A 14,782-nucleotide genomic window follows, 5' to 3' on the forward strand; every position below is an offset into this window, starting at 1 on the left:
GTTATGACTCCTTCGAGAGCGAGACGAGGACGTCATCGCCGTCGATCTTGACTGTGTAGACGTTCACGGGCTTGGTGGCGGGCGGTCCGGTCGGCTTGCCGGAGCGGACGTCGAAGCACGAGCCATGCAGCCAGCACTCCAGCGTGCCGTCGTAGACCTCGCCCTCGCTGAGCTTCACCTCGGCGTGCGAGCACACGTCGTGCAGGGCGAAGACGTCCTCGCCCTTGCGTACGAGCGCGACCGGGGTGTCCTCCACCTCGATGCCGATGACGCCCCCGTCGGGGATGTCATCGAGCCTGCAGACCTTCTCGAAACTCATCGGCTGAGCTCAGCCTCCACCGCGTTGAGCACGCGCTCGCGGATCTCCTCGATCTGGATCTTCTCGATGAGCTGGCCGAGGAAGCCCTTGACGACCAGGCGGCGGGCCTCGTCGTAGGGGATGCCGCGGGCCTGGAGGTAGAAGATGTGCTCGTCGTCGAGGCGGCCGGAGGCGGAGGCGTGCCCCGCGCCGGCGACCTCGCCGGTGAGGATCTCCAGGTTGGGCACCGAGTCGGCGCGGGCGCCGTCGGTGAGGATGAGATTGCGGTTGAGCTCGTAGGTGTCGGTGCCCTCGGCCTCGACCCTGATGATCACGTCGCCGATCCAGACGGCGTGCGCGTCCACGCCCTGCAGGGCGCCGCGGTAGTCGACGTTGCTCTTGCAGTTGGGCTGCGAGTGGTCGACCAGCAGGCGGTGCTCCAGGTGCTGGCCGGCGTCCGCGAAGTAGACGCCCGCCAGGTCGGCGTCGCCGCCGGGAGCGGTGTAGGACACGCTGGGCGACAGCCGGACGAGGTCGCCGCCGAGCGTCACCGCGAAGCCCTTGAACGTGGCGTCCTTGGCGAGCTGGGCGTGGTGGTGCGAGACGTGCACGGCGTCGTCGTCCCACTCCTGCAGGCTGACGACCTTGAGCGTCGCGCCCTCGCCGACGACGAACTCGACGTTGTCGGCGTAGACCGCCGTGCCCTCGTGCTGGATGACCACGGTGGCCTGCGCCAGGGGCTCGACCACGACCACGGTGTGGCCGAAGGCCGCGCCCTCGCCGCCGCGCCCCTTGACCTCGATGGAGATGGACTCCTCGACCTCGGCCTCCTTCGGCACGGTCACGACGAGCGCCTTCTCGAAGGAGGTGTACGCCTGCGCGCTGACGCGGTCGGCCGGCACGTAGGCCTGGCCGATGCGCTCGTCGTCGCGGCCGACCCACTCGGCCCGCACGCCCTCGGGGGTGTAGGCCTGGGTGATGACCTGCCCGTCGGGGGCCGCCTTGCCGTTGTGCAGGCCCTTCAGGCGCGAGAGCGGCGTGAAACGCCACGCTTCCTCGCGCCCGGTCGGCACCTCGAAGTCGGCCAGGTCGTAGGACGCCTTCTCATGCAGGGTCGACAAGGGCTTCTCGTTCAGGCCCATCAGCCGACGGCTCCTTCCATCTGCAGCTCGATCAGCCGGTTGAGCTCGAGCGCGTATTCCATGGGCAGCTCACGCGCGATCGGCTCCACGAAGCCGCGCACGATCATCGCCATCGCCTCGTCCTCGCCGAGCCCGCGGCTCATGAGGTAGAACAACTGGTCCTCGCTGACCTTCGAGACCGTGGCCTCGTGGCCCATCGAGACGTCGTCCTCGCGGACGTCGACGTACGGGTAGGTGTCGGAGCGGCTGATCTGGTCGACCAGCAGCGCGTCGCACTTGACCGTGCTGGCGCTGCCGTGGGCGCCCTCCTCGATCTGCACGAGACCGCGGTAGGAGGTGCGGCCACCGCCGCGCGCCACCGACTTGGAGATCACGCTGGAGCTCGTGTGCGGCGCCAGGTGCACCATCTTGGAGCCGGCGTCCTGGTGCTGGCCCTCGCCCGCGAACGCGACGCTCAGCGTCTCGCCCTTGGCGTGCTCGCCCATCAGGTAGACGGCCGGGTACTTCATCGTGACCTTGGAGCCGATGTTGCCGTCGATCCACTCCATGGTCGCGCCCTCGTAGGCCACGGCGCGCTTGGTGACCAGGTTGTAGACGTTGTTCGACCAGTTCTGGATGGTCGTGTAACGGCAGCGGGCGTTCTTCTTCACGATGATCTCGACGACCGCGCTGTGCAGCGAGTCGGAGGAGTAGATCGGCGCGGTGCAGCCCTCGACGTAGTGGACGTAGCTGTTCTCGTCCACGATGATCAGGGTCCGCTCGAACTGGCCCATGTTCTCGGTGTTGATCCGGAAGTAGGCCTGCAGCGGGATCTCGACCTCGACGTTCGGCGGCACGTAGATGAACGAGCCACCGGACCACACGGAGGTGTTGAGCGCGGCGAACTTGTTGTCGCCCACCGGGATGACGGAGCCGAAGTACTCCTTGAAGAGCTCCTCGTGCTCCTTCAGGCCCGTGTCGGTGTCGACGAAGATGACGCCCTTCTCCTCGAGGTCCTCACGGATCTTGTGATAGACGACCTCGGACTCGTACTGGGCGGCGACGCCGGCGATGAGGCGCTGCTTCTCCGCCTCGGGGATGCCGAGCTTGTCGTAGGTGTTCTTGATGTCGGCCGGCAGCTCGTCCCAGGACGTGGCCTGCTTCTCGGTCGAGCGCACGAAGTACTTGATGTTGTCGAAGTCGATGCCGGTGAGGTCGGAGCCCCAGGTAGGCAGCGGCTTCTTGCCGAACAGGCGGAGGCCCTTCAGGCGAAGGTCCAGCATCCACTCCGGCTCGTTCTTGAGCGCGGAGATGTTGCGGACGACCTCGTCGGACAGGCCACGCTTGGCCGCCGACCCGGCGGCATCCGAGTCGGACCAGCCGAACTTGTAATTCCCGAGGCCTTCCAGCTCCGGGCGGTCGGTGACAGTCACCTTCCGGTCTCCTTGCTCTTGTCTCTATGTGCGGATTCACCCAGCGTCTGCGGGCTCACGTGCGTTGTGCAGACCCCGTCGCCGTGGGCGATCGTGGCCAGGCGCTGCACCGGTGTGCCGAGCAGCTGCGCGAACGCCTCCGTCTCGGCCTCGCAGAGCTGCGGGAACTCCGCGGCCGCGTGTGCCACCGGGCAGTGATGCTGGCAGAGCTGGTCGCCGCCTGACTTGGCCTTGCTGGCCGAGGCGGCGTACCCCTCCGCCGACAGCGCCTGCGCCAGCACATGAACGCGCTGGTCCGCCGGCACCGTCCGCATGACCGGCTCCAGCCGCTTGAGCAGGCTCGAGACCTGCGAGCGGGCGAAGTCGGCCACCGCTTCCTTTCCCATGCGCTCGGCCAGGTAGCGCAGCGCGCTCCCGGCCAGGTCGTCATAGGCGTGCTCGAAAGCACTCCGCCCCGCGTCGGTGATGGCGAACAGCTTGGCCGGCCGTCCGCGCCCGCGCTGACCGCGCGGCCGCACCGTGCGAGGCTCTATCATCCCATCGGCCAGCAGCGCGTCGAGGTGACGCCGGACGGCGGCGGGCGTGAGCCCGAGCCGCTCGCCCAGGGCGGCGGCCGCGACGGGACCATGCTCAAGAATCAGCCGGGCGACGCGGGCACGCGTGCCGCGCTCGTGGCCTGGCTCCATCATGGGCATGTTTTTCACAACATCAGTGTGCCGTAATTCCTTCCCGCTTCACAAACGGTTCCGAGCAGCTCGGGAATGGAATTTGTCACGCAGGGTAGCCTTACCTAACCCACGGGCGGGCCAGGACGGCGAAGGCGAGGGCCGAGCAGAAGATGAGCCCGATCATGACCCCGGCCATGGGCACGGCAGTGCCGGAGCCGGCCAGCCCGACCAGCGGGGCCGCCAGCGCGCCCAGGGCGAACTGCAGCACACCGAGCAGAGCGGAGGCGCTGCCGGCCACCCGGGCGGGCTGCGAGGCGAGCGCGAGCGCGCCCGTGCCCGGCAGCACCAGGCCCTGGCCCATCATGATCACGAACAATCCGCCCACGATGCCCCACAGGCCGAATCCGGCCAGCGCGGCGGTCAGCAGCACACCCGCCCCCGTCAGGGCGGTGGCCAGCCCGGCGACGACCAGGGCGACGGGCGGCACCCGGCCCGACAGGCGGCCGCCGAGCTGGGCCATGGCGGTCAGGCCGAAGGCGTTGAGGCCGAAGATGATCGAGTACTGCTGCGGCGTGGCGCCGTACACCTCCTGCAGCACGAACGGCGAGCCGGAGATGTAGCCGAACATCGCCGAGAAGGCCAGGCCGCCGGTGAGCGCGTACCCCATGAACGCGCGGTCGCGCATGAGCTGCCAGAAGGTGCGGACGGTGTGCTTGAGACCGCCGCTCTCACGCTGCCCGGCAGGCAGCGTCTCACGCACGCCCGCCAGCACGGCCAGCAGCAGCGCCAGGCCCGCGACGCTCAGCGCCACGAACACGCCCCGCCACGAGGTGAACGACAGCAGCTGCGCCCCGGCGATCGGCGCCAGGATCGGCGCCAGGCCGCTGACCAGCATGAGCGTGGCGAAGATGCGGGCGATGGCCGCGCCGTCGTACAGGTCGCGCACCACGGCGCGCACGATGACCAGGGCCGCGCCGCCCAAGATTCCCTGGAGCAGGCGGAAGGCGATGAGCATGGGCACCGACGGCGCGAACGCGCACAGCAGCGAGGCCGCCATGAACCCCGCCACGCCCACGATCAGCGGCACCCGGCGGCCGCGCACGTCGCTCACGGGGCCGGCGATGACCTGGCCGACCGAGACACCGATGAGGCAGGCGGTGAGCGTGAGCTGGACCTGGGCGGGCGCGCTGAGCATCTCGGAGGTGATGGCGGGCAGCGCGGGGAGGTACATGTCGATGGACAGTGGCCCGATCGCCGACAGCGCGCCCAGGATCACCAGCAGTCCGCGGCGGCCCTCCCGCTTCCTCGCTCGGACGACGGTGGGCGTGGCTTCTGCCACGGACATGCGTGATCCCCTCTCCCTCGCAGGCCGGATGGCCCCACGAGGGCCGAGAGATCAAACCAGGATCCGGTCCTCCGAATTCCCGGTTATCAGATATCTCACTCGGTTTCGTGCAGCTGGATCATCGAGAACGCCGCGCCCTGCGGATCGGTGAGCATGGAGAACGGTCCGGGCGGCGCGTCCATCGCCCTGACCTGGATCCGGGCCCCGGCCCGCTCGGCCGCCGCGCAGGTGGCCTCGAGGTCGGCCACGGCGAAGTAGGTCATCCAGAACGAGGGCGTCTCCCGCGGGAAGTCGGCGGCCATCTCCATCATGCCCGCCACGGCCGGCTCGCCCGCGTGCCACTCGGTGTACTTGACGCCGCCCATGTCCAGGGACTCCGGCCGCCAGCCGAAGACGGCGGAGTAGAAGCGCTCGGCGGCCGCGGGGTCGCGCGTGATGAGCTCGCTCCAGCAGAAGGAGACGGGCTCGTTGACCAGCTCGGCGCCGGGGTGGTTGCCCGCCTGCCAGGCCGCGGCGAAGGAGCCGTCGGGGGCGCGGAAGACCGTCATCGTGCCTTCCTCGAAGACCGGCATCGGCTCGATGGTGACGGTGCCGCCCGCGTCCCGCACCCGGCCGGCGAGGGCGGCGGCGTCGTCGGTGGCGACGAACGTGTTCCAGGTCGAGGGCATCCCCTCGCCCATGACCGGGCCCAGCCCGGCGACCTTCTTCCCCTGGTGGACGAACATGCCGTAGCCGCCGGCCGCCGGGTCGTCGATCATGTCGGCCTCCCAGCCGAAGATCGCGCCGTAGAAGCGGGCGGACGCGGCGACGTCGGTGCTGGACAGGTCGACCCAGCACGGGATCCCGGGGTCATAACCAGTGCGTTGCGACATCGCAACCTCCTGTGACGTGGAGCTATCGTCAGACTCTCACCCCAGGACGGCACTTTCCGGGAAAGGCCGGGGTCAAGACCTGTCCATTTACGACCAAGCTGACCTGCGGCCCGGAGCGCGTGGCGTAGTCCCTAAACTCATGCCCATGGAATCCCCAGCCGTCGAGCCGGCCGTCGAGATCGTCGACCTGGTCAAACGTTACGGCGGTGCCACTGCCCTCGACGGCCTCTCGCTCCGTGCCGAGCGCGGCGCGGTGACCGCCGTCCTCGGCCCCAACGGCGCGGGCAAGACGTCCACGGTCGAGATCTGCGAGGGGTTCCGCGCGGCCGACTCCGGCACGGTCAGGGTGCTCGGGCTGGCGCCCGACCGGCCCGACCTGCGGCCGCGGGTGGGCGTCATGCTGCAGGCGGGCGGGGTGCCGCCGGCGATGCGCTGCGGCGAGTGGCTGCGGCTGGTCTCGCGCTTCCACGCCCATCCGCTCGACGCCGGGGCCCTGCTGGGGCGGCTGGGGCTGGCCGATCACGTACGCACTCCGTACCGGCGGCTGTCGGGCGGGCAGCAGCAGCGGCTGTCGCTGGCCGCGGCCGTGATCGGGCGGCCGGAGCTGGTGTTCCTCGACGAGCCGACCGCCGGGCTGGACCCGCAGGCCAGGCACGCGTGCTGGGAGCTGGTGGGCGAGCTGCGGCAGGCCGGCGTGTCGGTGGTGCTGACCACGCACCACATGGACGAGGCCGAGCGGCTGTCCGACCACGTGGTGATCATCGACCGGGGACGAGTGGTGGCCGAGGGCACGCCCGCCTCGCTGACCGGGGCGGAGCGGCAGCTCAGGTTCCGGGCCCGGCCGGGGCTGACGCTGGAGGAGCTGCTCAACGCGCTCCCGGCTGGCAGCGCGGCCAAGGAGTCACCCGCCGGGCACTACATCATCGAGGGCCAGGTGGGTCCCGAGCTGCTGGCCACGGTGACGGCCTGGTGCGCGACCGAGGGTGTCATGGCCGACGACCTGCGCATCGAGCGGCGCACCCTCGAGGACGTCTTCCTCGAGCTGACCGGCAGGGAGCTGCGATGACGTCGCTGGACTTCACCCCCGCACCCGGCGCGGCGCCGTTCCCGCGCATGGTGCTGGCGCAGGCGGGCGCGGAGATCCGCGCGATGCTGCGCAACGGCGAGCAGCTGCTGCTCACGCTGGTCATCCCGGTGCTGCTGCTGGTCGGCTTCTCGCTCGCGCCGCTGATCGACGTGGGCGGCGGGCGCCGGATCGACTTCCTGGCGCCCGGTGTGCTGGCGCTGGCCGTGATGTCCACGGCCTTCACCGGACAGGCCATCGCGACCGGCTTCGAGCGCCGCTACGGCGTGTTGAAGCGGCTGGGCGCGACCCCGCTGTCCAGGGCCGGGCTCATGACGGCCAAGACGGTCGCCGTGGTGGCCGTGGAGGGCATCCAGGCCGTGCTGATCGTGGCCGTGGGGCTGGCGCTGGGCTGGCGGCCGCAGGGGTCGTTCCTGGGCGCGGCGCTGCTGATCGTGCTGGGCACGGCGGCCTTCAGCGGGCTCGGGCTGCTCATGGCGGGCACGCTGCGCGCGGAGGCGACGCTGGCCGCGGCCAACCTCGTCTACCTGGTGCTGCTGGGCGCGGGCGGGGTGATCTTCCCGCTGTCGAAGTTCCCCGAGAGCGTGCGGCCGGTGCTGGAGGCGCTGCCGATCTCGGCGCTGACCGGCGGGCTGCGGTCGGTGCTCGCGCAGGGCGCGGCGTTGCCGCCGGCCCCGCTGGCCGTGCTCGCCGTCTGGGCGGTGCTGTCGCTGGCGTTGGTGTCGCGGACGTTCCGCTGGGAGTGATCCGGCGGCGCACTCACTCAGGCCGGGCCGTCATTCGGGCTGCGGCTGGGGGCGTTGGAGGGCGCCGTAGCGGCGGCGGGTGAGTGCCGCCACCGCGGTCAGCGGGAGGGCGGCGGCCGCGGCAAGCCCGAACAGCAGCGCGTACCGTCCGTCCTCCGCCAGCGGCCCGGCCGCCCACGACGCGACCGCGCTGCCCACGAACAACGAGGCGGCGAAGAACGCGATCGTGGTCCCCCTGGCCTCCGGTACCACCGACGTGGCCCAGGTCTGCAGCGAGGAGTGCAGGAACGACCAGCCGCCTCCGAGCAGCAGCGCCGTGACCGCCACGGTCGCCATGTTCACGTGCGCCGCCGCGAGCGTGAAGCCCGCGCACAGCTGCGTGCCGCCCACGGCCATCAGCACCGGCACCGGCCAGCGGCCGGACAGCCGCTTGACCAGCTTCGTCAGCGCCCACAGCCCCAGCCCGTACGCGGTGATGCCGAGCCCCGCCACGGCCGCGGCGACGCCCGTGTGCTCCAGCGCGGTGGCCAGGAACGGCATGGTGCCGAGCATGATCGCGCCCTCGGCGAACGCCAGCGCGAAGACCAGCAGGGCCCAGCGCTGCCGGAGCACCGTGCCCACGTACCGCCACATGCCTGGCGCCGCGCTCCCGTCCCGGGGCGGTTCCGGGAGCGAACGCAGCGCGAGTGCGCAGATCAGGGCGCAGGCGGCCGGCACGGCGAAGGCCACCCGCCAGTTCACCAGCCCCGCCACCGCGCCGCCGAGTCCCGTGGCCACGGCCGTGCCGAGCGCGGCGGCGCCCATCAGGTCCGTGAGGGCGCGCTGCCGTACCGCGGGCTCCACCGTGTCGCCCACGTACGTCAGGCCCGTGGGGATCACCGCGCCGAAGCAGGCGCCCGCCACGACCCTGGCCGCCACCAGCGCGCCGAGCCCCGGCATCAGCGCCGACACCAGCCCCGCCAGCGCCGCGCCGAGCAGCGCGCCGCGCATCACCCGCACCCGCCCGAACCGGTCCGACAGCACGCCCCACAGCGGCTGCGTCAGCCCGTACGCCAGGTAGTAGCCGCTGGCGGCCGCGACGGACGCCGACAACGGGACGCCGAGGTCGGTGGCGATCACCAGGAGCATGGGACTCACGGCGAATCGGTCGAAGCTGCTGACGAACGAGGCCACGGACAGGCCCAGCGGGGGCCGGGCGAGGGTGACGGGGAGGGCGGGGGCGTCCATGTAGCACCACCCTAAGTCCAGGAATGTCACACGCCACAAGTACGCTCTAGCGGTCGTCCATCCACCGACGTCTGATGTCCCGACCACTCTGAGGAGCCCCGTGACCGCCTTCGCCCTGGACGATCCGTTCGACCGCGGCTCCGGCATGGCCAGGCCGGGCCACCTGCTGCGGACGGCCGCGGACTCGATCCCGCCCTCGTCGCTGGTGCTGCTGGGGATCGTGTCGGTGCAGCTCGGCGCCGGGTTCGCCAAGGAGCTGTTCGCGACGTTGCCGCCGAGCGCGGTGGTGTTCCTGCGCATCGCGGCCGGGGCCCTGATCATGGGCGCGTTCGTCAGGCCGCGGGTGAAGGGGCTGGGCTGGCGGGACTGGGCGGTGGGACTCGGGTTCGGGCTCGTTCTGGCCCTCATGAATCTGTCGTTCTACGAAGCGCTGTCGCGGCTGCCGATGGGGATCGCGGTGGCGATCGAGTTCCTCGGGCCGCTGGGCGTGGCCGTGGCGGCCTCGCGGCGCCGGTTCGACCTGCTGTGGGTCGGGCTGGCGGGCACGGGCGTGCTGCTGCTGGCGCCGTGGGGCGAGTCGGCGTCGGTGAGCTGGATCGGGATCGGGTTCGCGATGGTGGCCGGGGCCTGCTGGGCCGGCTACATCCTGCTGTCCGTGGCGGCGGGGCAACGGTTTCCCGGCACGAGCGGGCTGGCGTTCGCGATGATCGTGTCGGCCGTGGTGATCGCGCCGATCGGCGTCACGACCGGCGGCACCGATCTGCTGCAGCCGGAGCTGCTGCTCATCGGGCTCGGCGTGGCCCTGCTGTCGTCGGTGATCCCGTACTCGCTGGAGCTGCAGGCGCTGCGGCGCATGCCCAAGCAGGTGTTCGGCATCCTGATGAGCCTGGAGCCCGCGGTGGCGGCGCTGATCGGGGTGCTGCTGCTGGGCGAGTTCCTGGACGTGCTGCAGTGGGCGGCGGTCGTGTGCATCGTGGCCGCCAGCCTGGGCTCGACGAGAAGGCCGGCGAAGAAGAAGTAACCCGATCTCGGATCCGGGGTCGTCCCCGCTGGAGCGCTGGAGGAGAGCCGCCGCGCGCCCAGGATGGGGGTCGCACGGGCGCGCGGCGGAGGGCTCGGCCTCGGTGGGCGGGGTGCCGAGCCCGCGGGAGGTCAGCGGAGTGCGGGGTTCCGCGTGACCAGGCTTGATGCCGCCCCACGCCGGTTATCCGGCGTTCGTGTGCGGCCGGTCGGCGGGACCACGGCCACGGGGCGATCTGCCGGCCGCCTGGCGTCTGAATGTCGCTCAGCCGGCCCGCATCGAGATTACCGCCCACACGGGACGTTCGATCCCCGAATGCCAGAAGTCAGTGCTCGTTCCGAAGCGTCAGTACTCGGCCCGAAACGTCAGTGCTCGGCCCAAATGCCGCGTACGTGGCCGATGTGCTCGTCCATGATCTGCGCGACGGCCGCGCCGTCGCCGCTCTTGAGCGCGTCGAGCAGCGCCAGGTGCTCCCTGGCCGAGTCGCCCAGCGTGCCGCGCTCGGACAGCTGCGACAGGCCGTAGAGCCTGGCCCTGTTGCGCAGGTCGCGCACCACCGAGACGAGGTGGGCGTTGCCGGACAGCGCCAGCAGCTCGACGTGGAAGCGCAGGTCGGCGTCGACGTAGGCGAGCAGGTCGCCGCGCTCGCCGGCCGCGACGATCTCCTCGGCGATGGGCCTCAGGCGCTCGAACTCCTCCGCCCTGCCGCTGTCGGCCAGCCGCGCCACCGTGGGCACCTCGATGAGCTGGCGGATCTCGGTGAGCTCGTCGAGGTCGCGGTCGGACAGCTCCGTCACCCGGAAGCCCTTGTTGCGCACCGCCTCGACCAGGCCTTCCTTGGCCAGGTCGAGCATGGCCTCGCGGACGGGCGTGGCGGACACGCCGAACTGGGCGGCCAGCACCGGCGCGGAGTAGACCACCCCCGGCCGCATCTCGCCGGTGATCAGCGCGGCGCGCAGCGCCTGCGCGACCTGCTCGCGCAGGCTCTGGCGCTCCCCCACCATCGGCAGGTCGAGCCGATCCTCGGCAGCCATCCGCCCATCCTTCCTACTTCCACGCCTCAAAAGCGGCAGCCGCGACCACGAGGTCCTCCCACGCCATGCCCGTGCTCTTGAACACGCGCGGCCCCGGGCCGGCGAGCACCTCCCCGGCGATCAGCTCGGCGAGGTTCCCGGCGAGATGACCAGTGGTGATCGTACCTTGGCGGAGAGGGATCATCACATCTCCGGCCTCCTCCAGGGCGGCCGCCCTGGCCTCGACGACCACGGTGGCGCGGGCGACGAGGTCGCCGTCGAGCTCACGGGCGCCGGGCTCGTGCGACCCGACGGCGACGACGGTGACGCCGTCGCGGGCGAGCTTACCCGCGAACAGGGGCTCTCTGGCGGTCGTGCAGCAGGCGATCAGATCCGCCTCGGCGACCGCCGCCGCCACGGCCTCGCCGCCGCCTGCGCCGGAGTCCTGACCGGCCCCGGTGAGGGGTCCCTGCCGCGGCCGGAGCTCAGGATCGGTGCCGGAGAGCCCGCCGGACGCGACGGGCTCGCCGTCAGGGCCGAGGGTGAGGGCGCGGGCGGGGAGGCCGAGAGTGCGGCAGCGGGCGGCGAGGGACTCCGCGCGGGACACGTCCCGGCCGACGATCGTCACCTCCGTGATCGGGCGGACCTCACGGAAGGCCAGCACGTGCCCCCACGCCTGCGGCCCGCTCCCGAACACCACCAGCTTCCCTCCAGCCGGTCCGGCCAGGTGGCGGACGGCGAGGGCGGAGACGGCCGGGGTCCGCAGAGAGGTGAGGGCGATGCCGTCCATGGCGGCCAGCGGCGCGAGCGTGTCGCCGTCCAGCAGCAGGTACGTCCCCTGGATCCGGGGCAGCCCGCGCTCCGGATTGCCGGGCGCGATGGTGACGGCCTTCACGCCCACGTACCTGCCGGCCGAGGCGGGCATCAGGAGGAGCTGCCCCGCGGGCACCTCCACCACGGGCCGCTGCGGCGTGGCCTCCGGATCGAGCCCCGCCCGCAGGGCGTCCTCGAGGATCTGGACGGCCCGCCCGACGGGCACCAGCCGCTCCAGGGTGGCGGCGTCGAGATACGGCAGAGTGTTCATCGCAGCGTGAACCCCGCTCCGATCGGGTCCTCGGGATCCAGCTCGAAGGTGTGCCTCCCGGTCCGGTACGCCATGCCCTCGATCTCCGGCACGATGCCCTCCGCCACGACGTCGGCCACCCTGGCGTGGAAGACGCTGCCCACGATGCCGCTGTGGATCAGCGCTCCCCGCAGCCCGGAGTCGTGCAGCAGCGCCAGCCGGGCCGCCGTGCCGGACCCGCAGGGCGAGCGGTCCACCTCCCCGTCGGCGAACACGGTGACATTACGCTGATGCGTCACGCCGCCGGCGTCCGGCAGCTCGTCGTAGAAGATCACCCCGTACACACCGGACAACCGCTCGTCCGAGGGGTGCCGGGAGGCCGGGTGGGCGGCGAGGCCGGCCTTGATGCGGCGGGCGTGCCCGACGAGCTCCGTCAGGTGCTGAGGCTCCACCGACAGCCCCAGCGCCGCGGCGGGCACGGACGCGTAGATCGCACCCCCGTACGACAGATCGACGCGCACGCCGCCGGCCTCCACACCGCGCGTGATCACGTACGACGGCACGCTCACGTACGTGACGGCCCGCACCCGCCCCCCGGACATGCGCACCCGAGCCGTGACGCGCCCGGACGGCACGTCGATCACCACGTCCGTCTCGCCGTCGGGCCCGGCCTCGACCAGGCCCTCCTGCACCGCGTACGCGCCCAGCGCGATCGTGCCGTGCCCGCACGCGGTGGAGAAGCCGTCCTTGTGCCAGAAGAGCGCGCCGAAGCGGGCGCCGGGGTCGTCCGGCGGGACGAGGAAGCAGCCGTACATGTCGGCGTGGCCGCGCGGCTCGTGGCACAGCAGCCGCCGCACGTCGTCGAACTTCTCCATGGCGGCCTCGCGGCGCGAGAGCACGTCGGCGCCGGGAATCTCGCCCACGCCCCCGGTCACGATGCGGAACGGCTCGCCGCCCGTGTGGTAGTCGACCGTCGTTATCACAGCTCGAACCCCGCCGGGAACGGGTCGCGCGGGTCCAGGAAGTACTGGGCGGTGCCGGTGATCCAGGCGCGGCCGGTGATCGACGGCACGACGGCGGGAGCGCCGCCCACGGAGGTCTCCTCCAGGAGCCTGCCGATGAACCGCGTCCCGATGAACGACTCGTTGACGAAGTCCCGGCCGAGCGGCAGCTCACCGCGGGCGTGCAGCTGCGCCATGCGGGCGCTGGTGCCCGTGCCGCACGGGGAGCGGTCGAACCAGCCCGGGTGGATGGCCATGGCGTGCCGCGAGTGGTGGGCGTCGGAGCCGGGCGCGGCGAAGTAGACGTGGTGGCAGCCGCGAATGCGGTCGTCCTCGCGGTGCACGGGCTGGTCGGCCGCGTTGATCGCCTCCATGGTGGCGAGCCCGGCGGCGATGATCTCGTTCTTGGCCTTGCGGTCGAAGGGCAGGCCGTAGGAGTCGAGGTTCACGACGGCGTAGAAGTTGCCGCCGTACGCCAGGTCGTACGGGATCTCCCCGAACCCGGGCACGGTGACGACGGCGTCGAGCCGGTCGCAGTACGAGGGCACGTTGCGCAACGTCACCGACACGGCCATCCCGTCCTCGACGGCCACGTCCACCACGACCAGGCCCGCCGGGACCTCCAGGCGCACGGTGGTGACCGGTTCGACGACCTCGACCATGCCGGTCTCGACGAGCACGGTGGCCACGCCGATGGTGCCGTGCCCGCACATCGGCAGCAGACCGGACACCTCGATGAACAGCACCCCGTAGTCCGCGTCCGGCCTGGTGGGCGGCTGCAGGATGGCGCCGCTCATGGCGGAGTGGCCGCGCGGCTCGGTCATCAGCAGGGTGCGGATGTGGTCGAGGTTGTCGCGGAAGTACACGCGCCGCTCGGCCATGGTGGCGCCGGGGATCACGCCGATCCCGCCCGTGATCACGCGGGTGGGCATGCCCTCGGTGTGGGAATCGACGGCGTGGAAAACCCGTTTGGTCCTCATCTCAGCCCTTCTGCCAGTGCCTTCTCGGTCGCGGCCCGCACGACGGCGGCCTGTTCGTCCGTGAGCGGCTGCCTGGGCTGCCTGCACGGCCCGCCGTACCGGCCCGCGAGGTCCATGGACAGCTTGATGGCCTGGACGAACTCCGTCTTGGAGTCCCAGCGCAGCAGGGGATGCAGCTTCCTGTAAAGAGGCAGCGCGGTGGCGAGGTCGCCGGCGACCGCCGCGCGGTAGAGCGCCACGTTGGAGGCGGGCAGCGCGTTGGGGTAGCCGGCGATCCACCCCACCGCCCCGGCGATGGCCAGCTCCAGCAGCACGTCGTCGGAGCCGATCAGCAGGTCGAGCTCGGGGGCCAGCTCGGCGATCTCGTACGCGCGGCGCGGGTCCCCGCTGAACTCCTTGACCGCCACGATCAGGCCCTCCTCGTGCAGCTTGGCCAGCAGCGCGGGGGTCAGGTCGACCTTGGTGTCGTACGGGTTGTTGTAGGCCACGATCGGCACCCCGGCCCTGGCGACCTCGCGATAGTGCGCGACGACCGCCCGCTCGTCGGCCCGGTAGGAGTTGGGCGGCAGCAGGAGCACCGAGCCGCAGCCCGCCTCGCCGGCCTGCTCGGCCCAGCGGCGGGACTCGGCGGCGCCGTACGCGCCCACCCCGGCCATCACGTTGGGCCCCCCGGCCGCCTCGACCGCCGTCTCGATCACCCGGCTCCGCTCCTCGGCGGTGAGCGTCTGGTACTCGCCGAGCGACCCGTTGGGCACGACGCCGTCGCAGCCGTTCGCGACCAGCCAGCGGCAGTGCGCGGCGTAGCCGTCGAAGTCGACGGACAGGTCGTCGCGCAGGGGCAGCGCGGTGGCCACCATGACGCCGTGCCATGGCTTGCTGCGATGTTCCATCAGGGAGTCCTCCATGTCGG

At 71.7% G+C, this 14,782-nt stretch carries 15 protein-coding genes; 3 read left to right on the forward strand and 12 right to left on the reverse strand.

Going from position 1 to position 14,782, the window contains the following annotated elements:
* Position 1: 1 nt before the first annotated feature.
* The 6 genes from ACIBX3_RS27100 to ACIBX3_RS27125 form a co-directional block, all read right to left on the reverse strand.
* A complete protein-coding gene (locus ACIBX3_RS27100; RefSeq protein WP_397121608.1) occupies positions 2 to 319 on the reverse strand; it encodes a Rieske (2Fe-2S) protein in 318 nt (105 codons plus the stop codon).
* Entirely contained in the window at positions 316 to 1,440 is a 1,125-nt protein-coding gene (gene sufD / locus ACIBX3_RS27105; RefSeq protein ID WP_397121610.1) for a Fe-S cluster assembly protein SufD, read from the reverse strand. The genes ACIBX3_RS27100 and sufD overlap by 4 nt, the downstream gene beginning before the upstream one ends.
* A complete protein-coding gene (gene sufB, locus ACIBX3_RS27110) occupies positions 1,440 to 2,852 on the reverse strand; it encodes a Fe-S cluster assembly protein SufB (protein ID WP_397121612.1) in 1,413 nt (470 codons plus the stop codon). The genes sufD and sufB overlap by 1 nt, the downstream gene beginning before the upstream one ends.
* On the reverse strand, positions 2,849 to 3,547 hold the full coding sequence (locus ACIBX3_RS27115; RefSeq protein WP_397121764.1) for a helix-turn-helix transcriptional regulator: 699 nt from the start codon (positions 3,545 to 3,547) through the stop codon (positions 2,849 to 2,851). The genes sufB and ACIBX3_RS27115 overlap by 4 nt, the downstream gene beginning before the upstream one ends.
* A gap of 91 nt (positions 3,548 to 3,638) precedes the next feature.
* Positions 3,639 to 4,865 carry a multidrug effflux MFS transporter gene (locus tag ACIBX3_RS27120; RefSeq protein WP_397121614.1) on the reverse strand — a complete coding sequence of 409 codons (1,227 nt, stop codon included), beginning with the start codon at positions 4,863 to 4,865 and terminating at the stop codon, positions 3,639 to 3,641.
* 95 nt (positions 4,866 to 4,960) lie between these two features.
* Positions 4,961 to 5,737, reverse strand: a complete 777-nt coding sequence (locus ACIBX3_RS27125; protein ID WP_397121616.1) for a VOC family protein — start codon at positions 5,735 to 5,737, stop codon at positions 4,961 to 4,963.
* A gap of 145 nt (positions 5,738 to 5,882) precedes the next feature.
* Between ACIBX3_RS27125 and ACIBX3_RS27130 the strand changes: the two genes are divergently transcribed.
* The gene (locus ACIBX3_RS27130) at positions 5,883 to 6,803 is read left to right on the forward strand and encodes an ABC transporter ATP-binding protein (RefSeq protein WP_397121618.1); all 921 of its coding nucleotides are present in this window, start codon (positions 5,883 to 5,885) and stop codon (positions 6,801 to 6,803) included.
* Positions 6,800 to 7,567 carry an ABC transporter permease gene (locus ACIBX3_RS27135; protein WP_397121620.1) on the forward strand — a complete coding sequence of 256 codons (768 nt, stop codon included), beginning with the start codon at positions 6,800 to 6,802 and terminating at the stop codon, positions 7,565 to 7,567. Before ACIBX3_RS27130 ends, ACIBX3_RS27135 begins: the two co-directional genes overlap by 4 nt.
* A 30-nt stretch (positions 7,568 to 7,597) precedes the next feature.
* Here ACIBX3_RS27135 and ACIBX3_RS27140 read toward each other — a convergent pair whose 3' ends face one another.
* Entirely contained in the window at positions 7,598 to 8,794 is a 1,197-nt protein-coding gene (locus ACIBX3_RS27140) for an MFS transporter (RefSeq protein WP_397121622.1), read from the reverse strand.
* Between the two features lie 100 nt (positions 8,795 to 8,894).
* Between ACIBX3_RS27140 and ACIBX3_RS27145 the strand changes: the two genes are divergently transcribed.
* Positions 8,895 to 9,815, forward strand: a complete 921-nt coding sequence (locus ACIBX3_RS27145) for an EamA family transporter (protein WP_397121624.1) — start codon at positions 8,895 to 8,897, stop codon at positions 9,813 to 9,815.
* A gap of 365 nt (positions 9,816 to 10,180) precedes the next feature.
* On the opposite strand, the gene ACIBX3_RS27150 is transcribed toward ACIBX3_RS27145, so the two are convergent.
* From ACIBX3_RS27150 to ACIBX3_RS27170, 5 genes are read right to left on the reverse strand one after another with little or no spacing between them, the layout of a single operon-like run.
* Positions 10,181 to 10,849 carry a GntR family transcriptional regulator gene (locus tag ACIBX3_RS27150; protein WP_397121625.1) on the reverse strand — a complete coding sequence of 223 codons (669 nt, stop codon included), beginning with the start codon at positions 10,847 to 10,849 and terminating at the stop codon, positions 10,181 to 10,183.
* A gap of 13 nt (positions 10,850 to 10,862) precedes the next feature.
* Complete coding sequence (locus ACIBX3_RS27155) at positions 10,863 to 11,912, reverse strand: ornithine cyclodeaminase family protein (RefSeq protein WP_397121627.1); 1,050 nt, start codon at positions 11,910 to 11,912, stop codon at positions 10,863 to 10,865.
* Positions 11,909 to 12,874, reverse strand: coding sequence for a proline racemase family protein (locus tag ACIBX3_RS27160; RefSeq protein ID WP_397121629.1), 966 nt, complete (start codon positions 12,872 to 12,874; stop codon positions 11,909 to 11,911). Before ACIBX3_RS27160 ends, ACIBX3_RS27155 begins: the two co-directional genes overlap by 4 nt.
* Positions 12,871 to 13,872, reverse strand: coding sequence for a proline racemase family protein (locus ACIBX3_RS27165; RefSeq protein WP_397121631.1), 1,002 nt, complete (start codon positions 13,870 to 13,872; stop codon positions 12,871 to 12,873). The genes ACIBX3_RS27160 and ACIBX3_RS27165 overlap by 4 nt, the downstream gene beginning before the upstream one ends.
* Positions 13,869 to 14,762, reverse strand: a complete 894-nt coding sequence (locus ACIBX3_RS27170) for a dihydrodipicolinate synthase family protein (protein ID WP_397121633.1) — start codon at positions 14,760 to 14,762, stop codon at positions 13,869 to 13,871. Before ACIBX3_RS27170 ends, ACIBX3_RS27165 begins: the two co-directional genes overlap by 4 nt.
* Positions 14,763 to 14,782: the final 20 nt, after the last annotated feature.

The organism is Nonomuraea sp. NPDC049480 (genome assembly GCF_044465905.1).
Lineage (GTDB): Bacteria > Actinomycetota > Actinomycetes > Streptosporangiales > Streptosporangiaceae > Nonomuraea.